The organism is Ktedonosporobacter rubrisoli, from assembly GCF_004208415.1.
GTDB lineage: Bacteria > Chloroflexota > Ktedonobacteria > Ktedonobacterales > Ktedonobacteraceae > Ktedonosporobacter > Ktedonosporobacter rubrisoli.
Map to the genome: position 1 here is coordinate 7,502,336 of NZ_CP035758.1, position 23,444 is coordinate 7,525,779.

Genomic DNA, 23,444 nt, shown 5'->3' on the forward strand with positions numbered 1-23,444 from the left:
TCGGTTTTGCAAACATCCTTCATAGACAAATGATGAGAACTTTTCTATACTAGAATGCACAAATCCAGCAAGATAAGTTCCATGCATAGGAAGGATGCTTCTCATGACAGTAGCAACTGACTCTAGAGCCTCTCGCACGCTCTACTATTGGGGAGAGGATGGGCAATATGGCCCTTTTGATATCCAGCAAGAGGGAGAGTGGAGCGGCTGGCCGGATTTTGGGCAAGTCATGCGCTACTTCCGAAAGCAAGTAAAGCCAAAGCTGAGTGCGAAAGCCTTCGGTGTGCTCTATGGGCAAGCAGTGAACACCGATGGAAGTGCAATCGGTGAAAGATGGATACTCGAAATGGAACTCGAAAACAAAGTCCCAGTTGACATCAGCAAACGAAAGACGATAGCTCGACTTCTCCGTATCCCTCCTATGCTATTTGGACTTGCAGTGCTAGAGGACATGACGCTAGAGCCGCATTCACAGCCACAACGAGCAGCAGGGCAAACCAAATTGGTACGAATTTCAGTAGATACCACGAAGTATCAAAATAATGTTCGTAATCTCTGGCAACTTCACGATACGGGAAATGCGCAAGGAGCGCTAGATCAACTCAAGAAAGATATTCAAGATTTAGTTGGCCTTGAGCAACAGACCAAAGGCGATCTACGCTATCATGTACAAGAAATCTTGTTTGGCTACTTCCTTCTCGCTACGCATGTTGTGAGAGATCAAAGACAATTCCGCCTCTCAGGTCGCTATGCGAATGAAGCGGTACGAGTCGCTAAAGGGATGCAGGATAGCGACCTGATAGCGACAGCCTTGTTTACGCGCGGTTGGACACTTCTAGAGTGGGGATTATATGGTGTAATGGAGCAAGGCGTTTTCCAGGTACAGCAAGATAAGCTAGAGGCAGCTATTCATGATTTTGAAGAGGCAATGAAGGTCTTCCCCTCACGAGATGGAAAAGATGCTATGCATCCGCAATTACTCGGACGACTTTTGACATACAAAAGTCGCGCTCAAGCTGCTCTTGCTGTGAGTAGGAGAGAACGTATACCCGCTTCTGTCCTGTTTACACCTGATGATGCTGCTGATCTCGTAGGCCGCCAAGATGTAGATGATCTTTATACGAGAACCATGATTACTGGAACGCGGTCAGGTTTACACGAACAAGCCTACTTATCAAACAGATCGACAATCTTTGTTACTGCGAAGCTTCCAGGACAGGCCTTACAGGAGTTAAACGCCTCAGAGCGCCTTACAGAAAAGACATATAGACGCGATGAGACGCGCCAGTTTACCTGGTTGGACATCCTGAAAGCAACTATATATATGGAACTTGAAGAGTTTGAAACCGCAGCCGATTATGCACGGCGGGCACTAGTCGCATGTCAAGACATCAGCTCAATTACGAATACTGCTATTATAACAGACATTTATGGACGTTTGCTTCAAAGCCCTCGTAAAGCATCAAGGGACGTACAAGAATTAGGGGATCTGCTGAGAAAATCACCTAGATGAGTATAGATGTGGCAACTAGTAAAGGCCTAACAGATTAAACAGAAATAGGTATGAGAAACGTTTCCCATACCTACGCTCTAAAGCTACTTGTCTCCTTTGCGCTTTTTACCAGTCTTTCGGCGCTCCAAAAAATCATTGAGATCCGAGCGATAAATTCGATATCCCCGCCCGATATCTACCGCAACGAGTTCACCCGAACGTATCCATGACCGCACCGTATCAGGATGTACGCGTATTTCGGCTGCAACTTCTTCAACTGTTAATGGTTCCTCGCGTTGTGACACGGCCTCACTCCAGTATCTAGCATTTTCTTCATTGTACTATACCTACCGTATTTGGTCAATTTTCCTCTTGTATAACCATATAAAATGCCATGAAAGTTATCTAACCTTGACAAAATACTATAGAAGCAACTATACTTAAGTATATCATGGTAAAGCAACATATTTAAGGAAGAGTATAAAAAATACTGGTCTACTGTCTGACTCACAGTAGACCAGCGTTACGGGACCGTCCGAGTACCTTTTGAGAAGTCCACACGGCCCCATGAGCAATTCTAGCATGCTCATCGTGGGCCGACAAGTCGAAAGGAATGTATCATGAGAACCTCTTCGACGTCAGCCAAGCCTCTACAGGCAAGTCATTCCTACAGGGCTGTACCTCATCGCGCTAGCACGCCAAGAGTTTCTACAGAGGAGCAGGCATCACCCCATCACGCAGGATATTATAATGGTATCCATCCAGAGGCGACCCCTTATACGACTGAGCCGGATCTTTTAGAAGATGAATTGCAGAAGCCACCTCTTCCAAGGAGTAAACATCTTCCTGACTGTCAACCAAGGAGGGTGGGAGCATCCATACATACCACACACAGAAAATCAGCCTCTCTCATCTATGTAGGGGTGGGAATGCTTGTAGCCGCTGCATTACTCTCTGGTGCCACTTTTGCCTATGCTCAGGAACAGCGTATCAACAGTGATTGGACCTTCCAATATGATGCAGTTGTTGGGCATAACGATAGCAGAGCCACCCCAAGCCACTTTTTGGCCTTGAACTATCATCAGCATATTGAAATCATTGAGTTCCCGGCAGGCGATCCAACCCAAGCGAAGATCTATGACGGTCCTCTTCTCTCTCCCGACCAGGATGCAGCTATCACCTTCCAGTTTAAAGATGTCAATGGCGACGGCAAGCCTGATATGCTCATCCAAGTGGGACAACTCACCTACATCTACCTGAATGCACATGGGCAGTTTTCGCCTCTACGAGAGAGTACAGAGGGGTGAGCAGATCGAGATAAGGAACGGCTAGCGCCGATACTTGAGAGTCATTTTTTTGCCTTTTCATTGAAGCCGGGCAAGCCTATCATATGCGGCACCCGCTTCAAGGCACCCTGAAAGGGAACCCGCCTTTCCGCAGGACCCGCCGCACATGATGGACGGCTGCTGCCTTCAATTTTTAAAGGCAAAAAAATGAGAGGGGGCCGCCCAGGCCTCCCCAAGGAAGGAGCGAAATGCAAAATTCACTTCTGGTATCCCAATTTAGTACTAGTCAGTTACAAAGGCCTGCTGAGCTCCAGTAAGCCTACACCACCGTCGTTACATGGTAGTGATAATAGTCGATAAGGCAGCTTGTAGAGCCAGTTCAAGTCTTGACACATGGAGCAGTAGAGCGTAATAGTAGATTGTGTCTGGTACTAATCGGCATACTTTAAAACAAATGAGATCTTGTTCTGTTGACGAAAGGACAAAAAGACATGACGTATATCGCGCAAGATGATCAAGGCGAGCTCGCCGAACTAGCAGAGGTAATAAAGCGAGCTATAGCCCAAATAGAAAGGGACCAGATGCGCAAACGCAGCAGATACGGAAGAGCAGCAAAGAAAAGCCAGCCAGCAAAGCAGATCCAAGGTAAGCAGTAGTGATACATCCTCCTGTAGCATTGCCCTTGTTATCGCAGTGCTATAGGAGCAGAGAACAAGCAGGAAGGAACCAACAATGCAGCATTACAGAGACGAGCAGAGCCAGGCCTATGATTATCGTGGAAAGCGCGGGGTAGTCCTCTTACGTGTCTCAACAGAGGAGCAGGAAAGAAAGTACGGTTTTCCATCCCAACTACGGTCTATCCGTGAAAAGCTCATAGAACCACGCGGCATCAGGATACTCGACGAGGAGAAGTATATTAAGCGAGACACCTATACAGGGATGGAGTTCCGAGAGCGGGAGATACTAACGGAGATCCTTGAAATGGCAAAGCGACGAGAGTTTGATGTCCTGGTTATGGATGTACTAGACAGGCTAGGTAGAATCGGACTACCACGCGAAATCTACCGGGCAGAACTACTTATGAACGGTGTACGCATTCTCACAACGAAGCCAGAGGAACACGCTGACGATAATTCTTCATTGGGTGAAATGATACGCCTCTTGCACGGCTTTAAGGCAGAGCAGGAGAGAAATGATATAATCAGACGCACACAGAATGGCAAGAGAGAAAGGGTAGAGCAAGATCATAAGCTGCTTGGCACACATCCAGCCAAATTTGGCTGGAAATTCGCTGACGAGGGTAAAGGATCGTATATTCGGAACCACGACCCTCTAAAGATAGGTGAGACAACCTTGTTAGATGAGAATGGCGAGCCTTGGACAGAAGTTAAAGTGAGACGCCACATGTTTTACTTAGCCGATCATGGATGGACAATTAGAAGGATAAGCGCATATCTCACAGAGCAGCACATTCCCGCAAAATTGAATGCAAGATGGGATGCGCATCTTGTACGAAGTTTTCTTGCAAAGAGAGAACACTACCTTGCGAGCAATCAGCCCATACTGGCGTATGGCTACCTTCCCATATTAGATGAGAAGAATGAACTCTATACCGAACAAAGAGTTGCCCGCCTTATCTGCGAGATGGATGAAAAGGGCATCAGTGAAAGAAAGATCGGTGCATATCTGACGGAGAAGCATATACCAACGGGTAGAGAATCGTTCTGGCACCCTTCAACTGTAATGAAGATGCTAGCTGACGAGTACGTTATAGGAAAAGCGGCAGTCTATAGAACTCGCATTGTGCGAGATGAAAGAGGAAGGCCAGTTGAAAAGAAACGAGAAAAAGGCGACTGGATTTACCTACCTGATGGAGTAGTCCCCCCTCTTTTAGTGACAGAAGATGGGAAGCCAGATATAGAACAGTTTGAGAGAGTACAGAAACGTCTAAAGACGAATAAGGAACGTTCAAGCCGCAATCACAAAAATCCTACTGAATACTTACTACGAGGGGGAATCGCCAAATGTGGTCATTGTGGTAGCAGCATGTCAACGACGGTATCAGGAGGAAGCAAAGGCTGTAAAGATAGTTATAAACCTAGCTACAGGTGTAGTGCAGGTAACTTAAAGCCTAGCAGATGCTCAAGTGGGCAGGGAGCCACCATCATGAGACATATTCTTGATCCTATGGTATGGTCTGTAGCTGTAGAGATTATACTCGATCCCTCCGCCGTTGACTGTGCAGTTGAAGCTAGAAGAACAGCAGACCCAAACGCGGAACGACGCCAGTATATTACAAGTGAATTAGCCAAGATCAAAGCGAGACAAAAACGGCTTAGAGACAGGCTAGAGGATGAAGATCTTGACGACGACACCTATACAGATATCAAGGCTCGACTAAAGGAGCTTGCAGACCGAAAACGAGGGTATGAAGATGAACTCAATGCAGAAACAAACATACATGAAGAATGGAAGAGAGAACAAGAAAAATTGAGGAATTTTCATAGGCGATGTCGAGAAATGCGCGAACAATTAAACGATCCTGAATATGAGACGGATTATGCATTCAAACGCGAAGCAATTGAATTTTTCGGTATCACAGCTATCGTATGGAAGACCGACCACAACCCAAGAATCGAAATAATGTGCAATCCGCCGTCCATTGTGTCTAATCCCACATGAGCCTGGCCGTGGCTGAAGCTATTGTTTCGGGCAAGCCCTGGGAGCCAGCCATGCTGGCAGACAAGTTTGTCAAAGCTTTTCAGCGCGATCCCAGGGAAGGGTACGCCGCAGGCTTCTATAGTTTTTTAGAGCGGATGCATGACGGCGAGCAGTTTCTCAGGGACATCAAGCCCAACAGCGAGAAGAGCGGAGCAGCTATGCGCGCCGCACCATTGGGCATTTATCCTACCATTCCCCTTGTCGCCGAGCGTTGTACCATTCAAGCAGCTTTGACGCATAACACGCCAAGTGGTATTAATGCCGCAGTCGCAGCTGCACTCATGACACATTATTTTCTCTACCAACTTGGCCCTAAAGCTGAACTTGGTCTCTTCCTGGAAGAACAAGTACCTGGCCGCTGGGCAAGTCCCTGGACGGGTAAAGTAAAGTCCCAGGGATGGATGAGCGTGCAGGCTGCAGTAACTGCGCTGACAAGATGCGATACAATGAGGGAGCTGTTGAAGGCATGCATTCAGTTTTCAGGTGATGTGGATACGGTGGCGGCTATTGCCCTGGCGGCAGGTTCTTGCAGTTCTGAGATAGCGCAGGATCTTCCAGCCCATCTGTTTGAGGAGTTAGAAAATGGTAAGTATGGCAGAGAGTATATTCGCCGGCTGGACACGCAATTGATGGCTTTGAAAGTTTGAAACGGTTCACTGATGAGCAGAATGCCTGAACCGATCAGGGGCATTTTGTATGCCTCGCAGCGTTAGAATGCTGGTTTTTCTTGATTTGATTACCTTTTGATCCTTCAGATCAAAAGTTTTCACACGAAAGATCGGACAAGAGCTCCTTTCCACTCTTTTTATCCGATCTTTCGTGACAGTTATCAGAGTTTGTGGCCGTGTTCTCTAAGGAATATTCTCAGGTGGAACCAGCGCACCGCTCTTAATCTGGGCGGCAAATTCTTCGGCCTTTTGCTTGGCATCAGCGGGCACATCTTTGCTGGGTGGGGCATAGCCAACACCGTCATGGGCCAGGTCAAACTTGGGTGGGTTATTGGTGAATTTGCCGTCCTCGAAGTCCCTGATCGTATCGTAGACAGCGGTATCGACACGCTTCATGGCACTGGTAATCACGCTGGCATGGAGATAGCTCTGATCCGCGTCGCCACCAATACCAAAGACGCCTTTTTGATCAGCGGCATCAAGAGCGCCAACACCGCAACCGCCGGCCAGCTGGAAGATAATATCAGCCTGGTGCTGGTTGATCTGGCTTAGGGCTACGTCTTTACATTTGGCGGGATTTGTGAAGTCCTGCGAGTAATTGATCAAGACATTGATGTTGGGATCAACTTTTTGGGCACAATACTTGAAGCCTGCGGCATAGCGGTTAACCGGTGGAATAGACTGACCACCGACCACGCCAACTGTGTTCTTGCCTAGCAGCTGGGGAATCTTGGCTTTTCCGTCGAGCTCCATCTGCCCAGCAATTGCTCCTACCAGACAGCCAGCCTCCTGCTCCTTAAATAAGAGTGGAGCAACGTTGGGCAAGCTTTCGCAGTTAGAGGCGCCTGCTGCTGTAGCGCAGCCATCAACGGTAGCAAACTTTTTGTTGGGAAACTGCTTGGCTACCTGATCGAGTGGGGTGTTCATCAAGAAACCAACCACAATCACCAGGTCGGAGCTTTGGGCCGCCAGGGTAAGGTTGGTGACGTAATCGTTCTGCGATTGCGTCTGGATCACCTTCTCGGGAAAGCCGTATTGGGCTTTGGCTTTGCTGTAGCCGGTGTAAGAGAGGTGGTTGAAGCCGTTATCGTTCAAGCCGCCGATGTCGGTAACCAGCGCAACTTTTTTAGCGCTCTGGGAGTTGCTGGAAGTATTGCCATTACTCCCCGAGGTGGTGCCGCCGGTGCTTCCACAGGCAGTGAGCAGCATCGCAAATATAGTGAGGAGAGATGCGACTCGGGCCAGATCGCCAAGCCTTCTCATACGAATATCCTTTCTTCTGCGTATAAAGATATGGTGTAATGCATGCGCATAGCATAACACATAAGGTATAGAGATGTCACGATAAAATAAATGTAGCTTTTCCTTTGAGAGATCATGGAAGAGAAGAGGAAGTATCTTCCCAGGAGGAAGGGAGTAAGAAATGAGGCTGTTCGAGTGAGCAGCTGAAATACTACTCATTGATGAGCTATAATGCTATATGTAATTTTCTAGCAATTAGTGGCGTAATAGAAGTGTGTTTTCTTATCTCTGCAGCTTACTTGCGAAGCTGCGAGAACGACCCACAAAGCAACCACCCGCAAATTTTCTCCTTAATGTGTAGAAAAATCGCTTCCTGGAGAGCCAGGCTTTCAGCGAGGAGAATGATCACGAAAGGAAGGAAATAGAATGGACCAGAGCATGATCGAGAAGATTACTCATGCGCAGATGCTTGCCGCAAATGGGCAGAACGAGGAGGCATGCGCTCTCTACGAGGAGCTCTATGCAGAAATGATGGGTAAGAGAGATCATTATCATGCGTGCTACATTGCGCATTTATTGGGACATACCCAGAGCCAACCACAAGCGCAACTTGATTGGCATAGCCAGGCTCTTGATATTGCTACAACAATGAATGAAGACAATGTATCTGCGTTTTTCCCTTCGCTCTACGGAAGTATTGCCAATGCCTATCTGCATCTGGGAGATTTCACGCAAGCCCAAGCATATCTGAGAAAAGCCCGCGAAAAAGAGTACCTTCTGCAGGACAATGAGTATGGTCAGACAGTTCGCTCATCCCTGCTCAGCATCGCAGAGGCAATTGAACAAAAACGGCAAGGCTCGGATGTATCTGTTGATGCTGAAAAATAAATCTGCCCTACATTTTACTTGATAATTTACTAGCAAGGTTATGCGTCCTCATACATGCATAGGTAGCGTTTGCTGCCAGTGAAATCAGGTTGGGGCGTTATAAGTAGTACCTGTAATTTAGGATTGGCTTGAGCCATTTGCAAATGGGCGCAAAAAACCTTCTGAGAAGACTGCGCTGGGATAATCATCCGCAGCCGCTCAGAAGGTTTTTACTGGCAAAGTTATCCCATCATCTTGTGGGATACCTTATGCCTGCTGGCTGAGCTCGGCTACTGGATGTTCTCAGGTGGAACCAGCGCACCGCTCTTAATCTGGTTGGCGAAGTCCTCAGCCTTTTGCTTGGCATCGGCAGGTACATCTTTGCTGATCGGAGCATAGCCAACACCGTCATGGGCCAGGTCAAACTTGGGCGGGTTATTGGTGAATTTACCGTCCTCGAAGTCTTTGATCGTATCGTAGACAGCGGTATCGACGCGCTTCATGGCGCTGGTCAGTACGCTGGCATGGAGATAGCCCTGGTCCGCATCAACGCCGATGCCAAAGACGCCTTTTTGATCAGCGGCATCAAGAGCGCCAACGCCACAACCACCAGCAACCTGGAAGATAATATCAGCCTGGTGCTGGTTGATCTGGCTTAAAGCCGCGTCTTTACATTTGGCGGGATTGGTGAAGTCCTGCGAGTAGTTGACAAGAACATTCACGCTGGGATCGACTTTCTTGATGCAATACTTAAATCCTGCAATGTAGCGATCAACTGGCGGAATGGATAGACCGCCGACTACGCCAACCGTGTTCTTGCCCAACAACTTGGAGATCTTATCTTTTCCGTCTACTTCCATCTGACCAGCAATCGCTCCTACCAGACAGCCAGCCTCCTGCTCCTTAAAGGAGAGTGGAGCGACGTTGGGTAAGGTCTCACAGTTAGAGGCGCCCGCTGCTGTAGCGCAGCCATCGACGATGGCGAACTTTTTGTTGGGAAACTGCTTGGCTACCTGATCTATGGCATTGTTCATCAAGAAACCAACTGCAATCACCAGGTCGGAGCTTTGGGCCGCCAGGGTAAGGTTGGTGACGTAATCGTTCTGCGATTGCGTCTGAATGACCTTCTCGGTAAAGCCATATTGGGCTTTGGCTTTGCTATAGCCGGTGTAAGAGAGGTGGTTGAAGCCGTTGTCGTTTACGCCACCAATGTCGGTAACCAGCGCGACTTTTTTGGCATTCTGGGTGCTGCTGGAAGTATTGCTACTGCTCCCCGAGGTGGTGCCGCCAGTTCCTCCGGTGCTTCCGCAGGCAGCCAGCAGCATGGCAAATATGGCGAGGAGAGATGCGACTCGGGCCAGGTCGCCAAGCCTTCTCATACAAAAGGTCCTTTCTTCTCTACATTGAGAGAGATAATGTAGTACATGTACATAGCATAACACATAAAGTATAGCTGTGTCACGACAAAATAAGTGTATTAGTTCCTCTTAGAGAGCATGGAATAAGAAAGGAAGTATCTTTCTAAGAGGAAAGAAGTAAGAAATGAGCTAGCTCATGGAGTAGGCTGGAACGAGATCCATTGATGAGCTACAATGCTTCATTTACTCCCTATCGATTACATACGTAATGGGAAGAGTGCTTTCTCACCACGCTTGCCCGGGCGAAATAGCAGAAGAACGATCTAGAAAGCAATTTGCCGCCGATCTTCGCCTCAATTTATAGATTAGCAATGGAAATCGCTGAGGGGAGGCTTATGGAGGCCTTGTGTAAGAGGCCCCCATAAGAGAATGCTTATTACGAACGAATTTCCTCAAGCATCGAAAGATTGACAAACAGATCACAGCTCTGGCGCAGGGTAGCCGACATCGCCTCATCAAAGGCGGCGACTTCAACGCGTACGCCGTGATCGGAGCAATAGTCGAGCATTGGCATAAAGTCACTATCGCCGCTGACTAGCACGACGCAATCGACTGCGCGACCATCGACGAGGCGCACCACGTCCATGCACAGATCCAGGTCTAGATCTGCTTTCTTGGCTCCGCTAGAAAAAGTCTTATAGTTTTTAGTTGTAATGCGGTAGCCAAGTCCCTTGACAGCCTGCAAGAACATTTGCTCATCACTCGGCTGAGGGCTGGTGGGACAGTAAGCATGAGCGCGTACCAGGCGGCGGTTGCCACGCAGGAAGTCGAGCAGCTTGCCGAAATCGACAGCCATGCGCAACGTGCGCGCGGAATAGAGCAGATTGGCTACATCGACAAAAACGCCAACCCGTTCAGTTGAAGGGAACGGGGGAAGCGAGACTGAAACATTGGTTGGTGCCTGGGTCACGCGGCGCAGCTCAGCAACCATGCGATCGGATTGAGCCTGGATAGCCTGAGCAACAATGTTGGCAAACTGATTCATCGAAGCGGCCGAGGGTCCAGTTTCAGTCGTCGCCGGGCGTGATGTATAGGCGGCGGGACGCTGTACCTCAGCGCGCCCAGAACGGGTATCGCGTGTGAGGAGGCTCCCGCGAGCCGGCGAGGGCTCTGGTCCCATAAATGGATTTGACGTTTCGTAGCCCTGGTTCATCTGACTTACGGTATAACCAGAGACAATGCTATAAGGTGAACCGTTTTGCGCGGCTGGCGAAGGTGCGCTGGCCGAGCGTGGCAACAGGCTCGGCGGAGGCGGCGGCACGGGAGCCGGTGTAACCGCTGGCTCTGGCGTTGTAGAGGCGGCGGCACTACTGGAACTAGCACTTGAACGATGGCGGCGCCGGCGGCGCGGGCTTGTCTTCTGTAACTCCGAATACTCCAGTGGGGGTAAATCTTCAGGCGCAATTTCTGCAGACATCTCTGTGGGCTCCGTTACTAAGTTAACTACATCATTTACTGTGGCAGGGGAACCGGCGTCGGCGCAGCTATGGCCGGCTGTTCTTTCTGACTCTGGCGCTCGTGGCTACGGCGGCGACTCGTAGTAGCTGGCGCGGCAGCCTGGTTCTCGGCAGCAGGGCTTTCCTGCGCGGCTGATTGCTTACTGGCAGCTGGTTCCACGGGAGCCGTATGATTGGATGTAGCTTTAGTGGAGGCAGCAGGCGTCTCAGAATTTTGCTCGCCTGTAGCAGATGCTGCTTCGGTTCGTTGCTGGGAAGTTGTCGGCGTCGTAGTCGCTGGTGTGCTCACACCATTGTTTGTGGCCGGTCGATCGAAGCGATAGCGACGCGCCGGACGCGGTGGCGTTGGCTCGGCTGGTTGCTCGGATACGACGGGCTGAGCAGGCTTTTCCTCTACAGGAGCCGCATTTGCGGCAACTTGCTCTGCTGCCGTGGCAACCTTATTCTCGGCTTGAGCTTCTGCCGTGCTCTCCGCTGGCGTCGCAGCCGCATTTTCTTTCTGATGGCGGCTATGGCGTGATGAGCGTAGACGCGATGCTGGCCTCAGCAAGGGTGAGACCGTAGGAGATGTCGAAGCAGCTGGCGTCTCAGATGTGCTATCAGACTTTTCGGCCTTTGCCTCAGACTTAGCCGCGGGCTCAGCAGATTTGGCCTCTGGTTCAGGATTTGCCTGAGCAGTTGGGCTGGTTTGTTCTGTCTCTGTTTGCGCGCTAACTGGCGCTTGATTAGCAACAGTCTCGGCGCTAGCGACAACTGGCGCTGCCTCAACTGTGGCAGCCTCTGTCACGAGCTCCGCGCTCTGAACAGGCGTAGGCGAAGTTCCCTCAGTGATTTCGCCTGGCTCCTGGGTCGTAAAATCGTCTTCAGAAGGTGTGAGTAGCATAAAGGTCTCCGTCTGCGATTCTTGTAAAGAAGCATTCAGACGAGCCTCGGCCTGTCGAAACTCCTCGATAAAGGCAGTAAAGGGGCGAACCTCTTCCCCGTGCGTCTCGGCAAAAGACATCATCTCAGTGTAAGAGAAAGCCGGATTCTCTTCTTCCTCAGCGACAGGCGAGGCCTCAGCCGAAGAACTCTCTTCAGTTACAGGAACGGAACTTGATGAAAAATTCTCTTCAGTGGCAGCCATAGGGCTGACCGAAGAACTCTCCTCAGCAGCAGGAACAGAAATGGCAGCATTAACCTCATCCGAGGTAGCAGCCGGAGCCTCATTTACCAACTCATGAGCTGTTTCGGGCTCTTGATCCATATGAATATCCTGGCGCTGATCTTGCTCTTTAACTTCAGAAGTAGCAAGATGTTCCTCCTCAGGAGGAGCAGAAGTTTCGAGCGGCACTTCTTCCTGAACCTCAACAGAAGCCGAGGGCGCAGCAGAGGAGAATTCTACCTGCGCTTCTGCTTCGGCAGGCGTAGTGGTCGCGGAAGTGGTAGGTTCGACCGTAGGTTCGGAGACAGACGAAGGCTCCACGACGGAGACATCAACGTCGTTATACTCTGGATGCGTATTTTGTGTTGTCACTAAGATCTCCAGTCTCAGTCGCTACGGACCGGAGCGCAGGCATATAACATAAGAAAATCTTCGACTGAAGATAGTGGAGGCGAACATACGTGCTCTAATATTTTCCAGCTTCAATGCCGACTTCGCTAATGATGGGCGGAAAAGCAAGAACAGCTTATTGATGCAGAGCATCAAAAGGTCCGCCCCTACAATATCCTCGGCAGTCTTCTTGCGCTGCGCTATTATATTATTCTCGGTCCGAATCTAGTCGTTGTCTACACCGTTAGGATTACTCTTGATGCACCCCGCCACTGAACGGTGGAACACTGGTGGGCACAGATTGAACATCAGAATCTCTTGGCTCGTTTTTCCCTGTTTTAGCAGGCGAGTGACGATTGTCCGAACTGGTATCGTTTTGATCGATAAACTGCGCAGATGGCTGTTCGCTTGCTGCCGCAAGCTGGCTAGTTGTGCGCCATACGGCGATCATACGCTCGACGGCAGTGACATTTGAGAAAACTGCAAGTAAGGCCAGTGCCCAGATACCAGTGTTAGTTAAGAGTCCGATAGCCAGTATGATGACACGTTCCGGGCGGGCAAGAAGTCCGGTTTTACACTCAATTCCCAGGCCTTCGGCGCGCGCTTTGGTGTAACTTACCATTAATGAGCCGGCTAAAGCCACAAAAATGAAAATGATCATCCAGGTTTGCTCATTTGGAGCAGGCCAGAGAGCATCTTGGAGGCCGGGACGCTGTAATGTGTATAAAAGCAGTCCCAACAGGATGATACTTTCCGAATAGCGATCAAGCGTCGAGTCAAGGAAAGCGCCAAAGATCGTGGCGGCGTTACGTACACGAGCCATCGCCCCGTCAAACATGTCAAAGATGCCTGCAAACAACACCAACAGGCCACCAACAAACAGTGAACCTTGAGCGATTACTATTGCTGTCAGTATACTGAGCAGCAGCCCGATTCCAGTTAGCATATTCGGTGTGACACCTAGTCTGGCAAGAGGTTGAATAATCATTGTGACCAGGTGTCTAGCCTGTTGCTGAATGCGTCTGCTAAACATACACCTATTGTATCACACTTAACCCTAATTGGACTAGCTCTTTTTGGTTAAGATATAGATCTACAAGTCGTCTGCGGCGCTATGCACTATTTGCACAGATTACTCTCGCCGCAGACAAATTCTCTTAGCGAACCTGCTGAAGGCTGCTCACCTGAGCTGCTTTCTCTGGCAACGGGACGACTGTTGCCTCTGCCTGTTGCGCCTGCCTTCCGCTCATGCGGTAGCGCAACCAGTCTACATAGTCCTGGACGTCCCATAGCTTGCCACCGGGGGCGGTCATGCGCCTGGCGATGGCGCTGCGGATATCCTGTGCGCTCTTGCCTTCAAACCAGGTATGGCCACTTCCTATAGAATTAATGGCGTGAGCATCGCTATTGCCCAGCTCCGCCAGTCCATATATTTCGCGGTTCGTTTGCATGGCAACTTGATTGGCATAAATTCCGCAGAAGCTGGCATTCCAGGTCTCTATACCATCAAACCAGACCTCCTTAGACGCATGAATACGGTCCATAACCGCACGCTTGCAGCTGTGGCGGAAGAGCCGATGCAAGGGATGGGCGATAACTGCCAGACCGCCCTGCTCATGGATCAGCTCAATGCTGCGCTCCATGCTCATGCCGGGAGCTATGCGTTTCTCAATGAAGAGGGCGAGCAGATGGCCTTCTTTCGTGCTGATCTCTTCTCCGACGATAAAATCGAAGCGGTATGAGCCCTGTTGCCAGAGGTCGCGTGCTCGCAGTGAGCCCTCAATGACATCATGATCAGTAATGGCAATCACATCAAGATTGGTATTGTGCTGGACATGCTCCAGGATTTCTTTGATAGTGCCACTGCCATCGCTGTAGGTGCTGTGCATGTGCAGGTCAGCCTGGCCATGCTTGCCAAAGGAATGAGCTAGTTGAGGTGTCATACGTTGGCGTTTATGTAGCATAGCTGTTCCCGCTGGTGTCATTGCTGGTTGTTCGATCACGCTATTTTGTTTGCTTATTAACATGCAGTTCCTTCTTTGTTCTACATTGCACGGTAGGATGGTAACAATCTTGATCCTCCTGCAAAGGCGGCGGATCTTCGGCAAAAAAGGAGTGCGCCATTGCTTCGCACTCATCCCCGTCGAGCACACTGTTGTGCCTAAGCGACGGTGCGCTAAGAAGCGCGCTCAGGGGTAAGAAATAGCCGCCTTTATGGGCGCACGAAACCAGCTTAGTCCTCAACGACTGTATCCGGTTCCATGAGCGCAGTTCCAACCGGGGGCGTCTCCAGGCTAACGGCTGGATCGACAAGCATTTCCAGATGCTGCACACATTCATGGAAACGCTGTAGGTTGAGAGAGCAATAGACCTGGCGTCCAGCTCGGCGTGTCTCGATTAAGCCTGCGCGCCGCAGTTTGCGCAAGTGCCATGAGACAAGGGGCTGGCTGATCCTCAGTAAATCGGTAAGCGCGGTGACCGTTACTTCGCTCTCCTGGCGCGCAAGATGATAGACAATGGTCAGACGGGCTACGTCTGCCAGTGCTTTGGTCATATGTTTCAGTTCACGCCATTCATTCATATGGAAAAAGCTCGTATCGCCTTTAAACGCTTCTAGAGGAGAGCCCGGGCTCTCTTTACCTCTCAGAGCAGCCAGAAGGCTGGCTCTAAGCTGAACTTGCATATGTATATGCATACATAAATTTTTGTTTTATAAACACCTATTTATATTTTAGGCAATTCAGATAATTCTGTCAAGGGGTAGGGAATTTTTTATTAAGGACTTACCTCGTGAGCTTCTCAAGCAGAGGGCTGTTGTCGCCAGGACATCTGTTTACCAACCAGCTTGTGGCGTGCTAGTGCTTGTATCTCACCTTTATCCAGGGGGGTAATCCCTGCTCGGGGATCTTTTGTTGCCACACCAATTGGCCTTGCCGGTCGTAGAGCTCTGCCTGCATAGGCAATTGCACTCGCTCCTCGGGCTTACAAGCGAAGAATACATAGCCCTCTTCTACCGTGTCCTCAAGGGCCTGTCCAGCTTCATTGATCAGACGAACGCGCTCTACATGAAAGCCATTATCAATGAGGTTGCCATGGGCGATGTGCAGGTATTGCTGATCACCTACGTATAGTCCCTGAGTCCCAAGAAAAATCAGCGGATGATCATGCACTGGTGCAAAGCTCTTCGCCCATTGATCCTGTGTGTCCAGGGTAGTTCCACCGCCATGGGAGCGCCAGGAGCCATCAGCGTTTTGTTGGAAAATGACGATCATTCGATATCGCTCTCCCTCAGTTTCGGTTTCTCGAAATGTGACCTCATAGAGCTTCCAACCAGGTCGCTGCTTCTCCCGCAAAAAGCGGATCGAGGCGAGATCCACAAGCACGTCCAATGGAGGCTCATTCGCCAGTTCCTCGACGATCATCTGCCTGAGTGGATCGTTGAGTTGAGGTATTTCAGGCTTCTTCAGCGGCGGCGGGACAGTCTGGCGCGTATGTCTACAATACGCGGTGACCTGCCCGGTGCTTGTTTCTATCCTCCTATAGGCAGAGGATCGCCTGTGTTGGTTTTTGCCTGTGGCGAGTTCTGCTGCTGCGGTCAGGACGCGCTCACGGAACTCCTGAAACCCTGGTTGGCCTTCCTGAACCGTTATGAGCAGGGTTGCCGGGGGTATGAGATAATCAAGAGGGGATGCATAGATGACGAAGTAGATGCTGAGGGCAGGTATCTGGCGATGATAGGGTTTTAGCTCATCGTAGAGCCGCTGTGTTGCTTTGCGTTCCTCCCGGCTCAGCACCCGCGTCACTTCTTTTATCTGTCGTTCGCGCTGGCTAGCCGATTGCCTAAATTGCTTTTCCAGCTCAATGAGCCTGTTTTTAATGGCATGGCTTCCCATCCAGGAAGCCTGATAATGGTAAAACTCAGGAGGCGGAGGTAGAGGGGGAGTAGTCGCGATCTTGAGTTGCTCTGCTTGGTGCCGCCGTTTGAGATGTTCCAGATCCGGTTCTCCAGTGATCTTGAGGTACTCGGTCAATTGCATTTGCTGGAGCTGTTGCTCATCCTGCTCGCGTTGCGTCGGATTAAGTACGCGCAGAAACCAGCTCTGCCAGGCATTTGCGGTCAGTCCAAGCGCACGTAATGAGCTATCACCATCGGGATGCAGATCGAAAGGCGGCACACGCAAGCCATCAACCTGCAATACCCAGAGACAGAAATCTATGGTTGGGTCAGATCCTTGCTGATAGTGCCAGGGATTGTGCGAATGAAGCAAGTGCATAAGTACTCTCCTTCTTGCTTTGTTTGCGCTTAGTATAATATACGTCTCTCTGCACTTCTCATAGGCGTTCGCGTCAGGCTGATTCCGGCAGAAAATCCTTGTATACTGTATGTATGGATACCGATGTACTCGCTGAGAAAAGCGAGGAGCTGTTGGCGCTGGCACGGCAGCATGGATATCCCATCAGTGTATATCAGCTTGCTCGCTGGCACCGCGCCGGGTTGTTACCGCGTCCGCAACAGCACCCGCTCAAAGGGGGCAGGGGGACCTGCTCACTCTATCCGCCTGGGACTGGTGAGCAATTGCTGCTGCTCTGCTCGTTGCGTACATGCGAGCGTCGCCTCGCTCACCTGGCCTGGCGAGTCTGGCTGGCCGGCTATCGCGTGGAAGGCAAGTTAATTCGCATACAGTTACAGCGGGCGGCTGTGCGCCTTACCCTCTGGTGGCAGTGGCTCGCAGGCTTTAAACAGGCTGCCTCCCAGGCTGATGCTGAGCAGACGCTGGACTGGATCGAATGCTATGCCCAGGGACCTCTGCGCTGGCAGCCATTGCGGCGCATTCGCAAGCGAGTTGGACGAAAGCATTTCTCCACATTTCTTTCTCGCCTGCTTGACTTAACGACTGAAGACGGCAGCGAGCGGGCTGTCTCGGATGATGAATACGAGTGGCAGCTTGATATGCGCATCCTCGCTCGTGGCCTGGGGCTGGAGAAACGCTTTACCTCCAAGAGAAAGGCGCTCGAATATTATCTACTCGGGTTTCTTCTTCCACGGCTGCGCTGGTTCTTTCGCTGGTCGCAAGAACTTGCCTGGGAAGAATTGCTTGAACATGTGACAGCTTTTGAGGTACTCCAGGCACGTGACGAGTTACTTACCTGGTTGATGCGACAAGGTACGGCCAGACAATTGCGCGATCAGTTTCCTGATGACTATCCCCTCTGGGAGATAGATCTGCAGGAATACTTTCGGGCTCTCTCTCCAGATGACCAGGCGCTGGTGCTGGTCGTTTGGCTCGCCCTGCGAACCTTGCCATCCTCCTGGCGTGATAGGATGCCTGCTATTATCATTGGCCCTGATGGCTGTTCCTATGCAAATCCCGAGGAGCAAGATGGAAAGGCGCATCAGACGTGGTGAAAACCGCGATATGCTAACCTGAGCGGCATAATAAATTGGTTCGCGGTCTGCTCACGCGCTGCAGGCAGATATCAATAGTCCTTGCCTGCGCTTATGGGTAGCTGATGTGCAATGTGTGAAATTACTTGGACACTTCAGCAGGATTCCCGATTTATGTAAACCGGTTCTGCCGCCATCGCTTCTGCTGTAGCCCACAAGACAGGGCGATGGCGACAATGCGGCCCGCCTGACATCCTTCAGGATGACAACCCCTGGGCGCCTGGGCTGCATTGCTGTGCCCCGTGGACCGGCGGTGTTGGTTGCTGTGCAGGAGTTAGGGAGAAAACTACCTTGCATGTAGCCGAGTATATAGCATAGGGGAAATAATGGTCTATAAAAAGCGCATAAAAAAATCTCTCCCATGTGGGAGAGAGATTTCTTGCTGGTGGGTGACCAGGGACTTGAACCCTGAACCTAGCGATTAAGAGTCGCTTGCTCTGCCATTGAGCTAGTCACCCGTCTGCGGTGAGATGATAATATCATACTCCGCCATTATCGTCAAGCAGTTAGCGGGGTTTTTCAAAAATTTCTTTGCATTTCTTCGATATACGCGCACCCGTTATATAGCTCCTGCGAACCAATTGCCGTTTCCGCCACAAAGGTTCGGGTATAACTCTTGGCACGGGTTCTGGCTACTGGCTGGTCACTGTGGGTACGCTGACCAGTGGCAGGGTGAAGGTGATGTATGTGCCGTCTCCTGGCTGGCTCTCGGCCCAGACCTTGCCTCCATGGGCTGTAATTATGGCTTTTACTATAGAGAGGCCCAGACCACTACCTCCGGTTGCTCCGCTGCGCGAGCGATCGGCACGATAGAAGCGCTCGAAGATATGCGGCAGGTCTGCGCTGGGAATACCTGAGCCGGTATCGCTGACCCAGATATGCAGGGAATCCCCTTCGCGCCGGGCGCCAACGCTGATCCGTCCCCCATAAGGTGTATGCCGACGCGCGTTATCCAGCAGGTTGAGCAAGACCTGGGCAATCCGGTCGCTGTCGGCCAGCACGGCGGGAGTGGCGGCCGGGATCTCGTTATGCACGGAGATGCCCATTTGTGCGCATTCCGGCTCTACCACGGTGAGAGTCTCATCAACCAGGGATTGCATATCCAGGGGCGCGCGATCAAGAGGCGCGCGACCGGATTCGAAGGAGGTCATTTGCTGTAGATCGGCGACAAGGCGACGCAGGCGCTGCACCTCGCGCCCGATCCGCTGAGCCGTTTCCAGGCGTGCTGTGGGATCGGTAATAATATCATCGGCCAGAGCTTCGCTAAAGCCTTGGATGGCGGTTAGCGGCGTGGCAAGGTCATGCGCTATATTGGCGAGCAATTCGCGGCGCTGCTGTTCCTGGCGATGCAATTCTTCGACGTCTGCCTCTATGGTTGCGGCCATCTCGTTAAAGGCCAGAGCCAGCCGCCCCAACTCGTCTTGTGAGCGCAGCGGCGTAACGCGTTGCGTGTATTGACCTTGCTTCATCTGTTCGGTCGCTTCGATCAATGACTTGAGCGGTCGGGTGAAATGGTGAGCCAGAAGTAGGCTTAAGGCCGTGACAACAATTGCTACAATCAGGCCGGTAAACAGGATTGCCTCGTTGACCTGGGTCACAAGCAGATCGTCAAGGCCGCTCTGCGGTTCGGCCAGGAAGAGCGCTCCGATGATGTGATCGTTCCATTCAAGCGGCGTGCTGATATAGGCTGTGGAGAAGGTCTGATTCTTGATAGTAACCGGCATTGTGCCGTTCGTGGTCTTACCACCTGCGGCTTTGTTTAGGGCATCTTTGAGCTCTGGACTGCTGCAATTCTGGGAAGATATGTAGCCCGGTTGCGTGCAGGAGAAATGTCCGCTAGCGTCGATGATGGCGAGCAGCACGGGGTCGCCGGGAGGAGGCATGGCGTTCCATTTTCCACCCGAGCTCTGATAATTGTAGACGACGTGCTGGGCCCAGAATTCGGCGTGCTGGTGGAGGATGGTGAGTTGTTTGACGGCAATAAAATTCTTGGCGGCAATGCCGATGGCCATGGTGAGAATAAGTATGGCTCCAAGGGCAACTGCGAGATAGCTCAGAATAAGCTTTGCCCTCAGATTGAAGCCGGGGAGCCTGGCTAATGCTTTCATCTTACTCTCCTGGAGAGCGGGTGGTGGTAGTTGAAGGAATGGGCACAAACTTATATCCCACACCCCAGACGGTTTGAATATGATGTGGCACGTCGGGATGCGCTTCTAATTTTTTACGCAGTGTGCCAATATGCACGTCGACTGTGCGTCCGTCCCCCAGAAAGGTATAGCCCCAGACTTGATCCAGCAGCGCTTCGCGTGTGAAGACGCGATCAGGGGATGAGGCTAAGGTGACGAGCAAATCGAACTCTTTGACGGTCAGGGCGATGGGCTGGCTGTTGACGCTCACGCGTCGGCTCGGAATGTTAATGGTCAGGCCGCCGAATTGAAGCTGTTCGCTCTTGCTTTTCTCGCTAGCCGTTTCCTGATTTCCACCATTGTTTGTGCCACTCCTGCGCAGGATGGCCTTGACCCGGCTGACCAGCTCACGCGGACTAAAGGGCTTAACCAGATAATCGTCTGCCCCTAGCTCCAGGCCGGCGATGCGATCTTCCTCTCCCTGACGTGCGGTCAACATAAGAATCGGCGTGTTGGCCCAGGCGCGAATGCGGCGACAGACTTCCATACCATCGAGGCCAGGGAGCATGAGATCGAGAATGATCAGGTCGGGCTGCTCGCGTGCATGCAATTCTAGCCCGGCAATGCCATCTTCTGCGCTGTACACGGTAAACGCCGCTTGCTCCAGGTAGAGGCGGATAATCTGGGTGATATTTGCTTCGTCCTCAATGACAAGTATCTTCATGAGCTCATTCTACAAGTTGGCTGTCAAGAATCTATCTAAAATTTGTAAAATTTTTGTAGAGAAACTGTGGTCTCCAGCAGGGAACAGTTTCTCTACTATTTTACTACGTTTATAGCGTTGTGCGCAAAATTCCCAGGCGTTCCAGCGCAAGATAAGCTGCGGCTATCTGACCCTGGACGGCGAATGCTCCACTATGGATCAAATTTAGCAATTCAGCGGGCGTAACCAGAAAGTTATCGATAAATTCGGCTGGATCTAGTTTTTGCTCGCCAGTCTTGCGCACATCGCGGGCCAGGTACCACCAGATACGCGTGACAGCTCCAGTGGGATTGGCCAGCATATGGGAAAGCAATTCGATCTGCTCAGGTGCGCAGCTATAGCCAGTCTCTTCCATAAGCTCGCGCTGGGCGGTCAGCAAGGGATCGTCCTCGTGTTCTTCGATGAGGCCAGCCGGAAATTCTAGCACTTCCTGACCAATACCGTGTTTATATTGCTTGTTGAGAACAAAGCTGCCATCGGCGGTCAGAGGCACAATGCCAACCCAGCCGCGATTCTCAATGATGTAGTAATCGGGTATAACGGTTCCATTGGGCAAGAGAACTTCCTCACGACGAACCTTGAGATAGGGTGTATCGAAGACGCGATGGGCTGAAAGTGTCTGCCAGGGACGCTTTTCTCTACTCATGTTGGTTCCTTACTGACTGAAATGTTTTAGCAGGAAGAAGCCAGCAATTACGCCTCTTCCAGCTGTTTGGGGTCCAGTGGCTCGGTACGGCCGGTTCCTCGCAGGAGGAAGCGCTGAATTTTGCCCGTGGCCGTCTTGGGCAGCTCGGCCCTAAATTCAATCTGACGTGGATATTTAAATGGCGCGATCCGGCTTTTTACAAAGTCCTTTAGCTCCTCCGCGAGCGCATCTGAAGCGCTATAGCCCGGTCTGAGTACGACGAAGGCCTTTGTCTTGACCAGATTTTCGTTATCAAGCACGCCAACCACAGCCGACTCCAGCACGGCTGGGTGCCCTATCAGCGTGTTTTCAACTTCGATAGGAGAGACCCACTGACCCCCTACCTTGAGCATATCATCTGTACGACCACAATACCAGTAGTAGCCCTCATCGTCCTGATAATATTTGTCGCCGGTGTGAATCCAGGGGCCGCTAATGGTAGCCTTAGTCTTTTCATGCTTGTTCCAGTAGGAGGCAGCGATGCTATCGCCACTGATGAGCAGATTGCCAATATCTCCCTGCTGCACAGGGATATTCTGTTCGTCGGTGATTAGAGCCGCGTAGCCGGGGACAAGCTTGCCGGTGCTGCCCGGTTTGATCTCGCCAAGGCGATTGCTAATGAAAATGTGCAGGATCTCGGTCGAGCCGATGCCATCGAGGATGGGTACCTGAAAGGCGTCTTCCCAGCGCTGCAGAATGTCGGCGGGAAGCGCTTCGCCGGCCGAGACGCATATGCGCAATGAGGAGCAATCGAAGCGTTTGGCCGCGTCAGGGAGGGCGAGCATAGCGGCGTAGAGGGTTGGAACGCCGAAAAAGATTGTGGCCCGATTCTGCTCAATCGTTTTGAACATATCTTCAGCCAGCGGGCGTCCGGGATAATGAACCGCGCTGGCTCCTACACCAAAGGGAAAGTAGAGATTATTGCCAAGTCCGTAGGCGAAGTAGAGCTTGGCCGCCGAGAAGGTGATATCGTTCTCGTTAAGGCCTAGAATGGGTTTGGCGTAGTATTCGGTGGTGTAGACCATATCGTGCTGCAGATGTATACACCCCTTTGGGAAGCCTGTGCTTCCCGAGCTGTAGAGCCAGAAGGCGCTATCGTCCTTGCTGGTTGCCACGGGTTCCAGGGCGGCCGAGGCCTGACCGATCCATTGCTCGAAGTCGCGAGTATCGGGTGAAGCGCTTATGCCGGTGTCATTGATTACGATGACATGGCGCAGATAGGAGAGTTGCGGGCGAATCTGCTTGATGTTTTGCCACAAGCTGGCATGGATCAGGAGGATGCGCGCTCGGCTATCGTTAAGCATGTAGACATAATCGTCGGGGCGCAAGACTGTATTGATCGGAATGGGAACGGCGCCGATTTTGATAGCCCCAAAGAAGGCGGCGGCAAACTGGGGTGAATCAAGCAAGATCAAGGCCACGCGCTGTTCCATATCCAGACCGAGATCCAGCAAACCATTGCCAATGCGATTCGCGAGTTCGGCGATTTGCGCATAGCTAAAGGCCTGTCCTTGATAGTAGATGGCTGTTTTGGCCCCTCGTCCTTCCGTGATGTTGCTGTCAAGAAAGGCGGTGGCCGCGTTGAACTGATCGGGTACGCTAACTTGAGGAATATTTGTGTTGCTGTCTGGCTGTCCGTAGAGCATATCTTACACCTCATTTCTTGTGGGTGCGCCTGGCGAAGAGGTACCGCTACGGTACCTATTTAATTGTACTTGAAAATACGACGAAAGTTATTG

At 51.3% G+C, this 23,444-nt stretch carries 19 protein-coding genes and 1 tRNA gene; 6 read left to right on the forward strand and 14 right to left on the reverse strand.

All coding sequences use genetic code 11. The annotated features are described in order from the left end of the window. The first annotated feature begins 103 nt into the window (after positions 1–103). Positions 104–1,513, forward strand: coding sequence for a hypothetical protein (locus EPA93_RS32625; RefSeq protein ID WP_129891528.1), 1,410 nt, complete (start codon positions 104–106; stop codon positions 1,511–1,513). Positions 1,514–1,596: 83 nt separating this feature from the next. On the opposite strand, the gene EPA93_RS32630 is transcribed toward EPA93_RS32625, so the two are convergent. Continuing rightward, a complete protein-coding gene (locus EPA93_RS32630) occupies positions 1,597–1,797 on the reverse strand; it encodes a helix-turn-helix domain-containing protein (RefSeq protein ID WP_129891529.1) in 201 nt (66 codons plus the stop codon). A gap of 315 nt (positions 1,798–2,112) precedes the next feature. On the opposite strand from EPA93_RS32630, the gene EPA93_RS32635 reads away from it, so the two are divergent. The 3 genes from EPA93_RS32635 (at position 2,113) to EPA93_RS32645 (ending at position 6,146) form a co-directional block, all read left to right on the forward strand. Further along, complete coding sequence (locus tag EPA93_RS32635; protein WP_129891530.1) at positions 2,113–2,799, forward strand: hypothetical protein; 687 nt, start codon at positions 2,113–2,115, stop codon at positions 2,797–2,799. A 711-nt stretch (positions 2,800–3,510) separates the two neighbouring features. Further along, positions 3,511–5,460, forward strand: coding sequence for a recombinase family protein (locus EPA93_RS32640; RefSeq protein WP_129891531.1), 1,950 nt, complete (start codon positions 3,511–3,513; stop codon positions 5,458–5,460). 8 nt (positions 5,461–5,468) lie between these two features. Then, a complete protein-coding gene (locus EPA93_RS32645) occupies positions 5,469–6,146 on the forward strand; it encodes an ADP-ribosylglycohydrolase family protein (RefSeq protein ID WP_207229257.1) in 678 nt (225 codons plus the stop codon). A gap of 204 nt (positions 6,147–6,350) precedes the next feature. Here the strand turns inward: EPA93_RS32645 and EPA93_RS32650 are convergent, their stop codons facing one another. Then, entirely contained in the window at positions 6,351–7,430 is a 1,080-nt protein-coding gene (locus EPA93_RS32650) for a BMP family lipoprotein (RefSeq protein WP_165423545.1), read from the reverse strand. Between the two features lie 405 nt (positions 7,431–7,835). On the opposite strand from EPA93_RS32650, the gene EPA93_RS32655 reads away from it, so the two are divergent. Further along, positions 7,836–8,297, forward strand: a complete 462-nt coding sequence (locus tag EPA93_RS32655; RefSeq protein WP_129891534.1) for a hypothetical protein — start codon at positions 7,836–7,838, stop codon at positions 8,295–8,297. Between the two features lie 269 nt (positions 8,298–8,566). On the opposite strand, the gene EPA93_RS32660 is transcribed toward EPA93_RS32655, so the two are convergent. From EPA93_RS32660 to EPA93_RS32690, 7 genes are all read right to left on the reverse strand, one after another. Next, positions 8,567–9,655: a BMP family lipoprotein gene (locus tag EPA93_RS32660; RefSeq protein ID WP_129891535.1), complete on the reverse strand. Its 1,089-nt coding sequence runs from the start codon at positions 9,653–9,655 to the stop codon at positions 8,567–8,569. Positions 9,656–10,070: 415 nt separating this feature from the next. Beyond that, positions 10,071–11,111, reverse strand: a complete 1,041-nt coding sequence (locus tag EPA93_RS32665) for a LabA-like NYN domain-containing protein (protein ID WP_129891536.1) — start codon at positions 11,109–11,111, stop codon at positions 10,071–10,073. A gap of 35 nt (positions 11,112–11,146) precedes the next feature. Beyond that, positions 11,147–12,667: a hypothetical protein gene (locus EPA93_RS32670; protein WP_129891537.1), complete on the reverse strand. Its 1,521-nt coding sequence runs from the start codon at positions 12,665–12,667 to the stop codon at positions 11,147–11,149. Positions 12,668–12,935: 268 nt separating this feature from the next. Continuing rightward, complete coding sequence (locus EPA93_RS32675; protein ID WP_129891538.1) at positions 12,936–13,718, reverse strand: CDP-alcohol phosphatidyltransferase family protein; 783 nt, start codon at positions 13,716–13,718, stop codon at positions 12,936–12,938. A gap of 124 nt (positions 13,719–13,842) precedes the next feature. Continuing rightward, positions 13,843–14,712 carry a PHP domain-containing protein gene (locus tag EPA93_RS32680; RefSeq protein ID WP_165423546.1) on the reverse strand — a complete coding sequence of 290 codons (870 nt, stop codon included), beginning with the start codon at positions 14,710–14,712 and terminating at the stop codon, positions 13,843–13,845. A 206-nt stretch (positions 14,713–14,918) separates the two neighbouring features. Next, positions 14,919–15,266, reverse strand: coding sequence for an ArsR/SmtB family transcription factor (locus EPA93_RS32685; RefSeq protein WP_165423547.1), 348 nt, complete (start codon positions 15,264–15,266; stop codon positions 14,919–14,921). A 274-nt stretch (positions 15,267–15,540) separates the two neighbouring features. Further along, positions 15,541–16,959 carry a hypothetical protein gene (locus EPA93_RS32690; protein WP_129891541.1) on the reverse strand — a complete coding sequence of 473 codons (1,419 nt, stop codon included), beginning with the start codon at positions 16,957–16,959 and terminating at the stop codon, positions 15,541–15,543. Between the two features lie 113 nt (positions 16,960–17,072). Between EPA93_RS32690 and EPA93_RS32695 the strand changes: the two genes are divergently transcribed. Next, positions 17,073–18,092, forward strand: coding sequence for a hypothetical protein (locus tag EPA93_RS32695; protein ID WP_129891542.1), 1,020 nt, complete (start codon positions 17,073–17,075; stop codon positions 18,090–18,092). 422 nt (positions 18,093–18,514) lie between these two features. Here EPA93_RS32695 and EPA93_RS32700 read toward each other — a convergent pair. The 5 genes from EPA93_RS32700 to EPA93_RS32720 form a co-directional block, all read right to left on the reverse strand. Then, a tRNA-Lys gene (locus EPA93_RS32700) sits at positions 18,515–18,589 on the reverse strand. A gap of 174 nt (positions 18,590–18,763) precedes the next feature. Next, positions 18,764–20,239, reverse strand: a complete 1,476-nt coding sequence (locus tag EPA93_RS32705; protein WP_129891543.1) for a sensor histidine kinase — start codon at positions 20,237–20,239, stop codon at positions 18,764–18,766. Position 20,240: 1 nt separating this feature from the next. After that, positions 20,241–20,981 (reverse strand): response regulator transcription factor, encoded by a 741-nt coding sequence (locus EPA93_RS32710; protein ID WP_129891544.1) that lies wholly within the window; start codon positions 20,979–20,981, stop codon positions 20,241–20,243. A gap of 109 nt (positions 20,982–21,090) precedes the next feature. Beyond that, complete coding sequence (locus tag EPA93_RS32715) at positions 21,091–21,666, reverse strand: NUDIX hydrolase (protein ID WP_129891545.1); 576 nt, start codon at positions 21,664–21,666, stop codon at positions 21,091–21,093. Between the two features lie 47 nt (positions 21,667–21,713). Then, complete coding sequence (locus EPA93_RS32720) at positions 21,714–23,351, reverse strand: benzoate-CoA ligase family protein (protein WP_129891546.1); 1,638 nt, start codon at positions 23,349–23,351, stop codon at positions 21,714–21,716. Positions 23,352–23,444 lie beyond the last annotated feature (93 nt).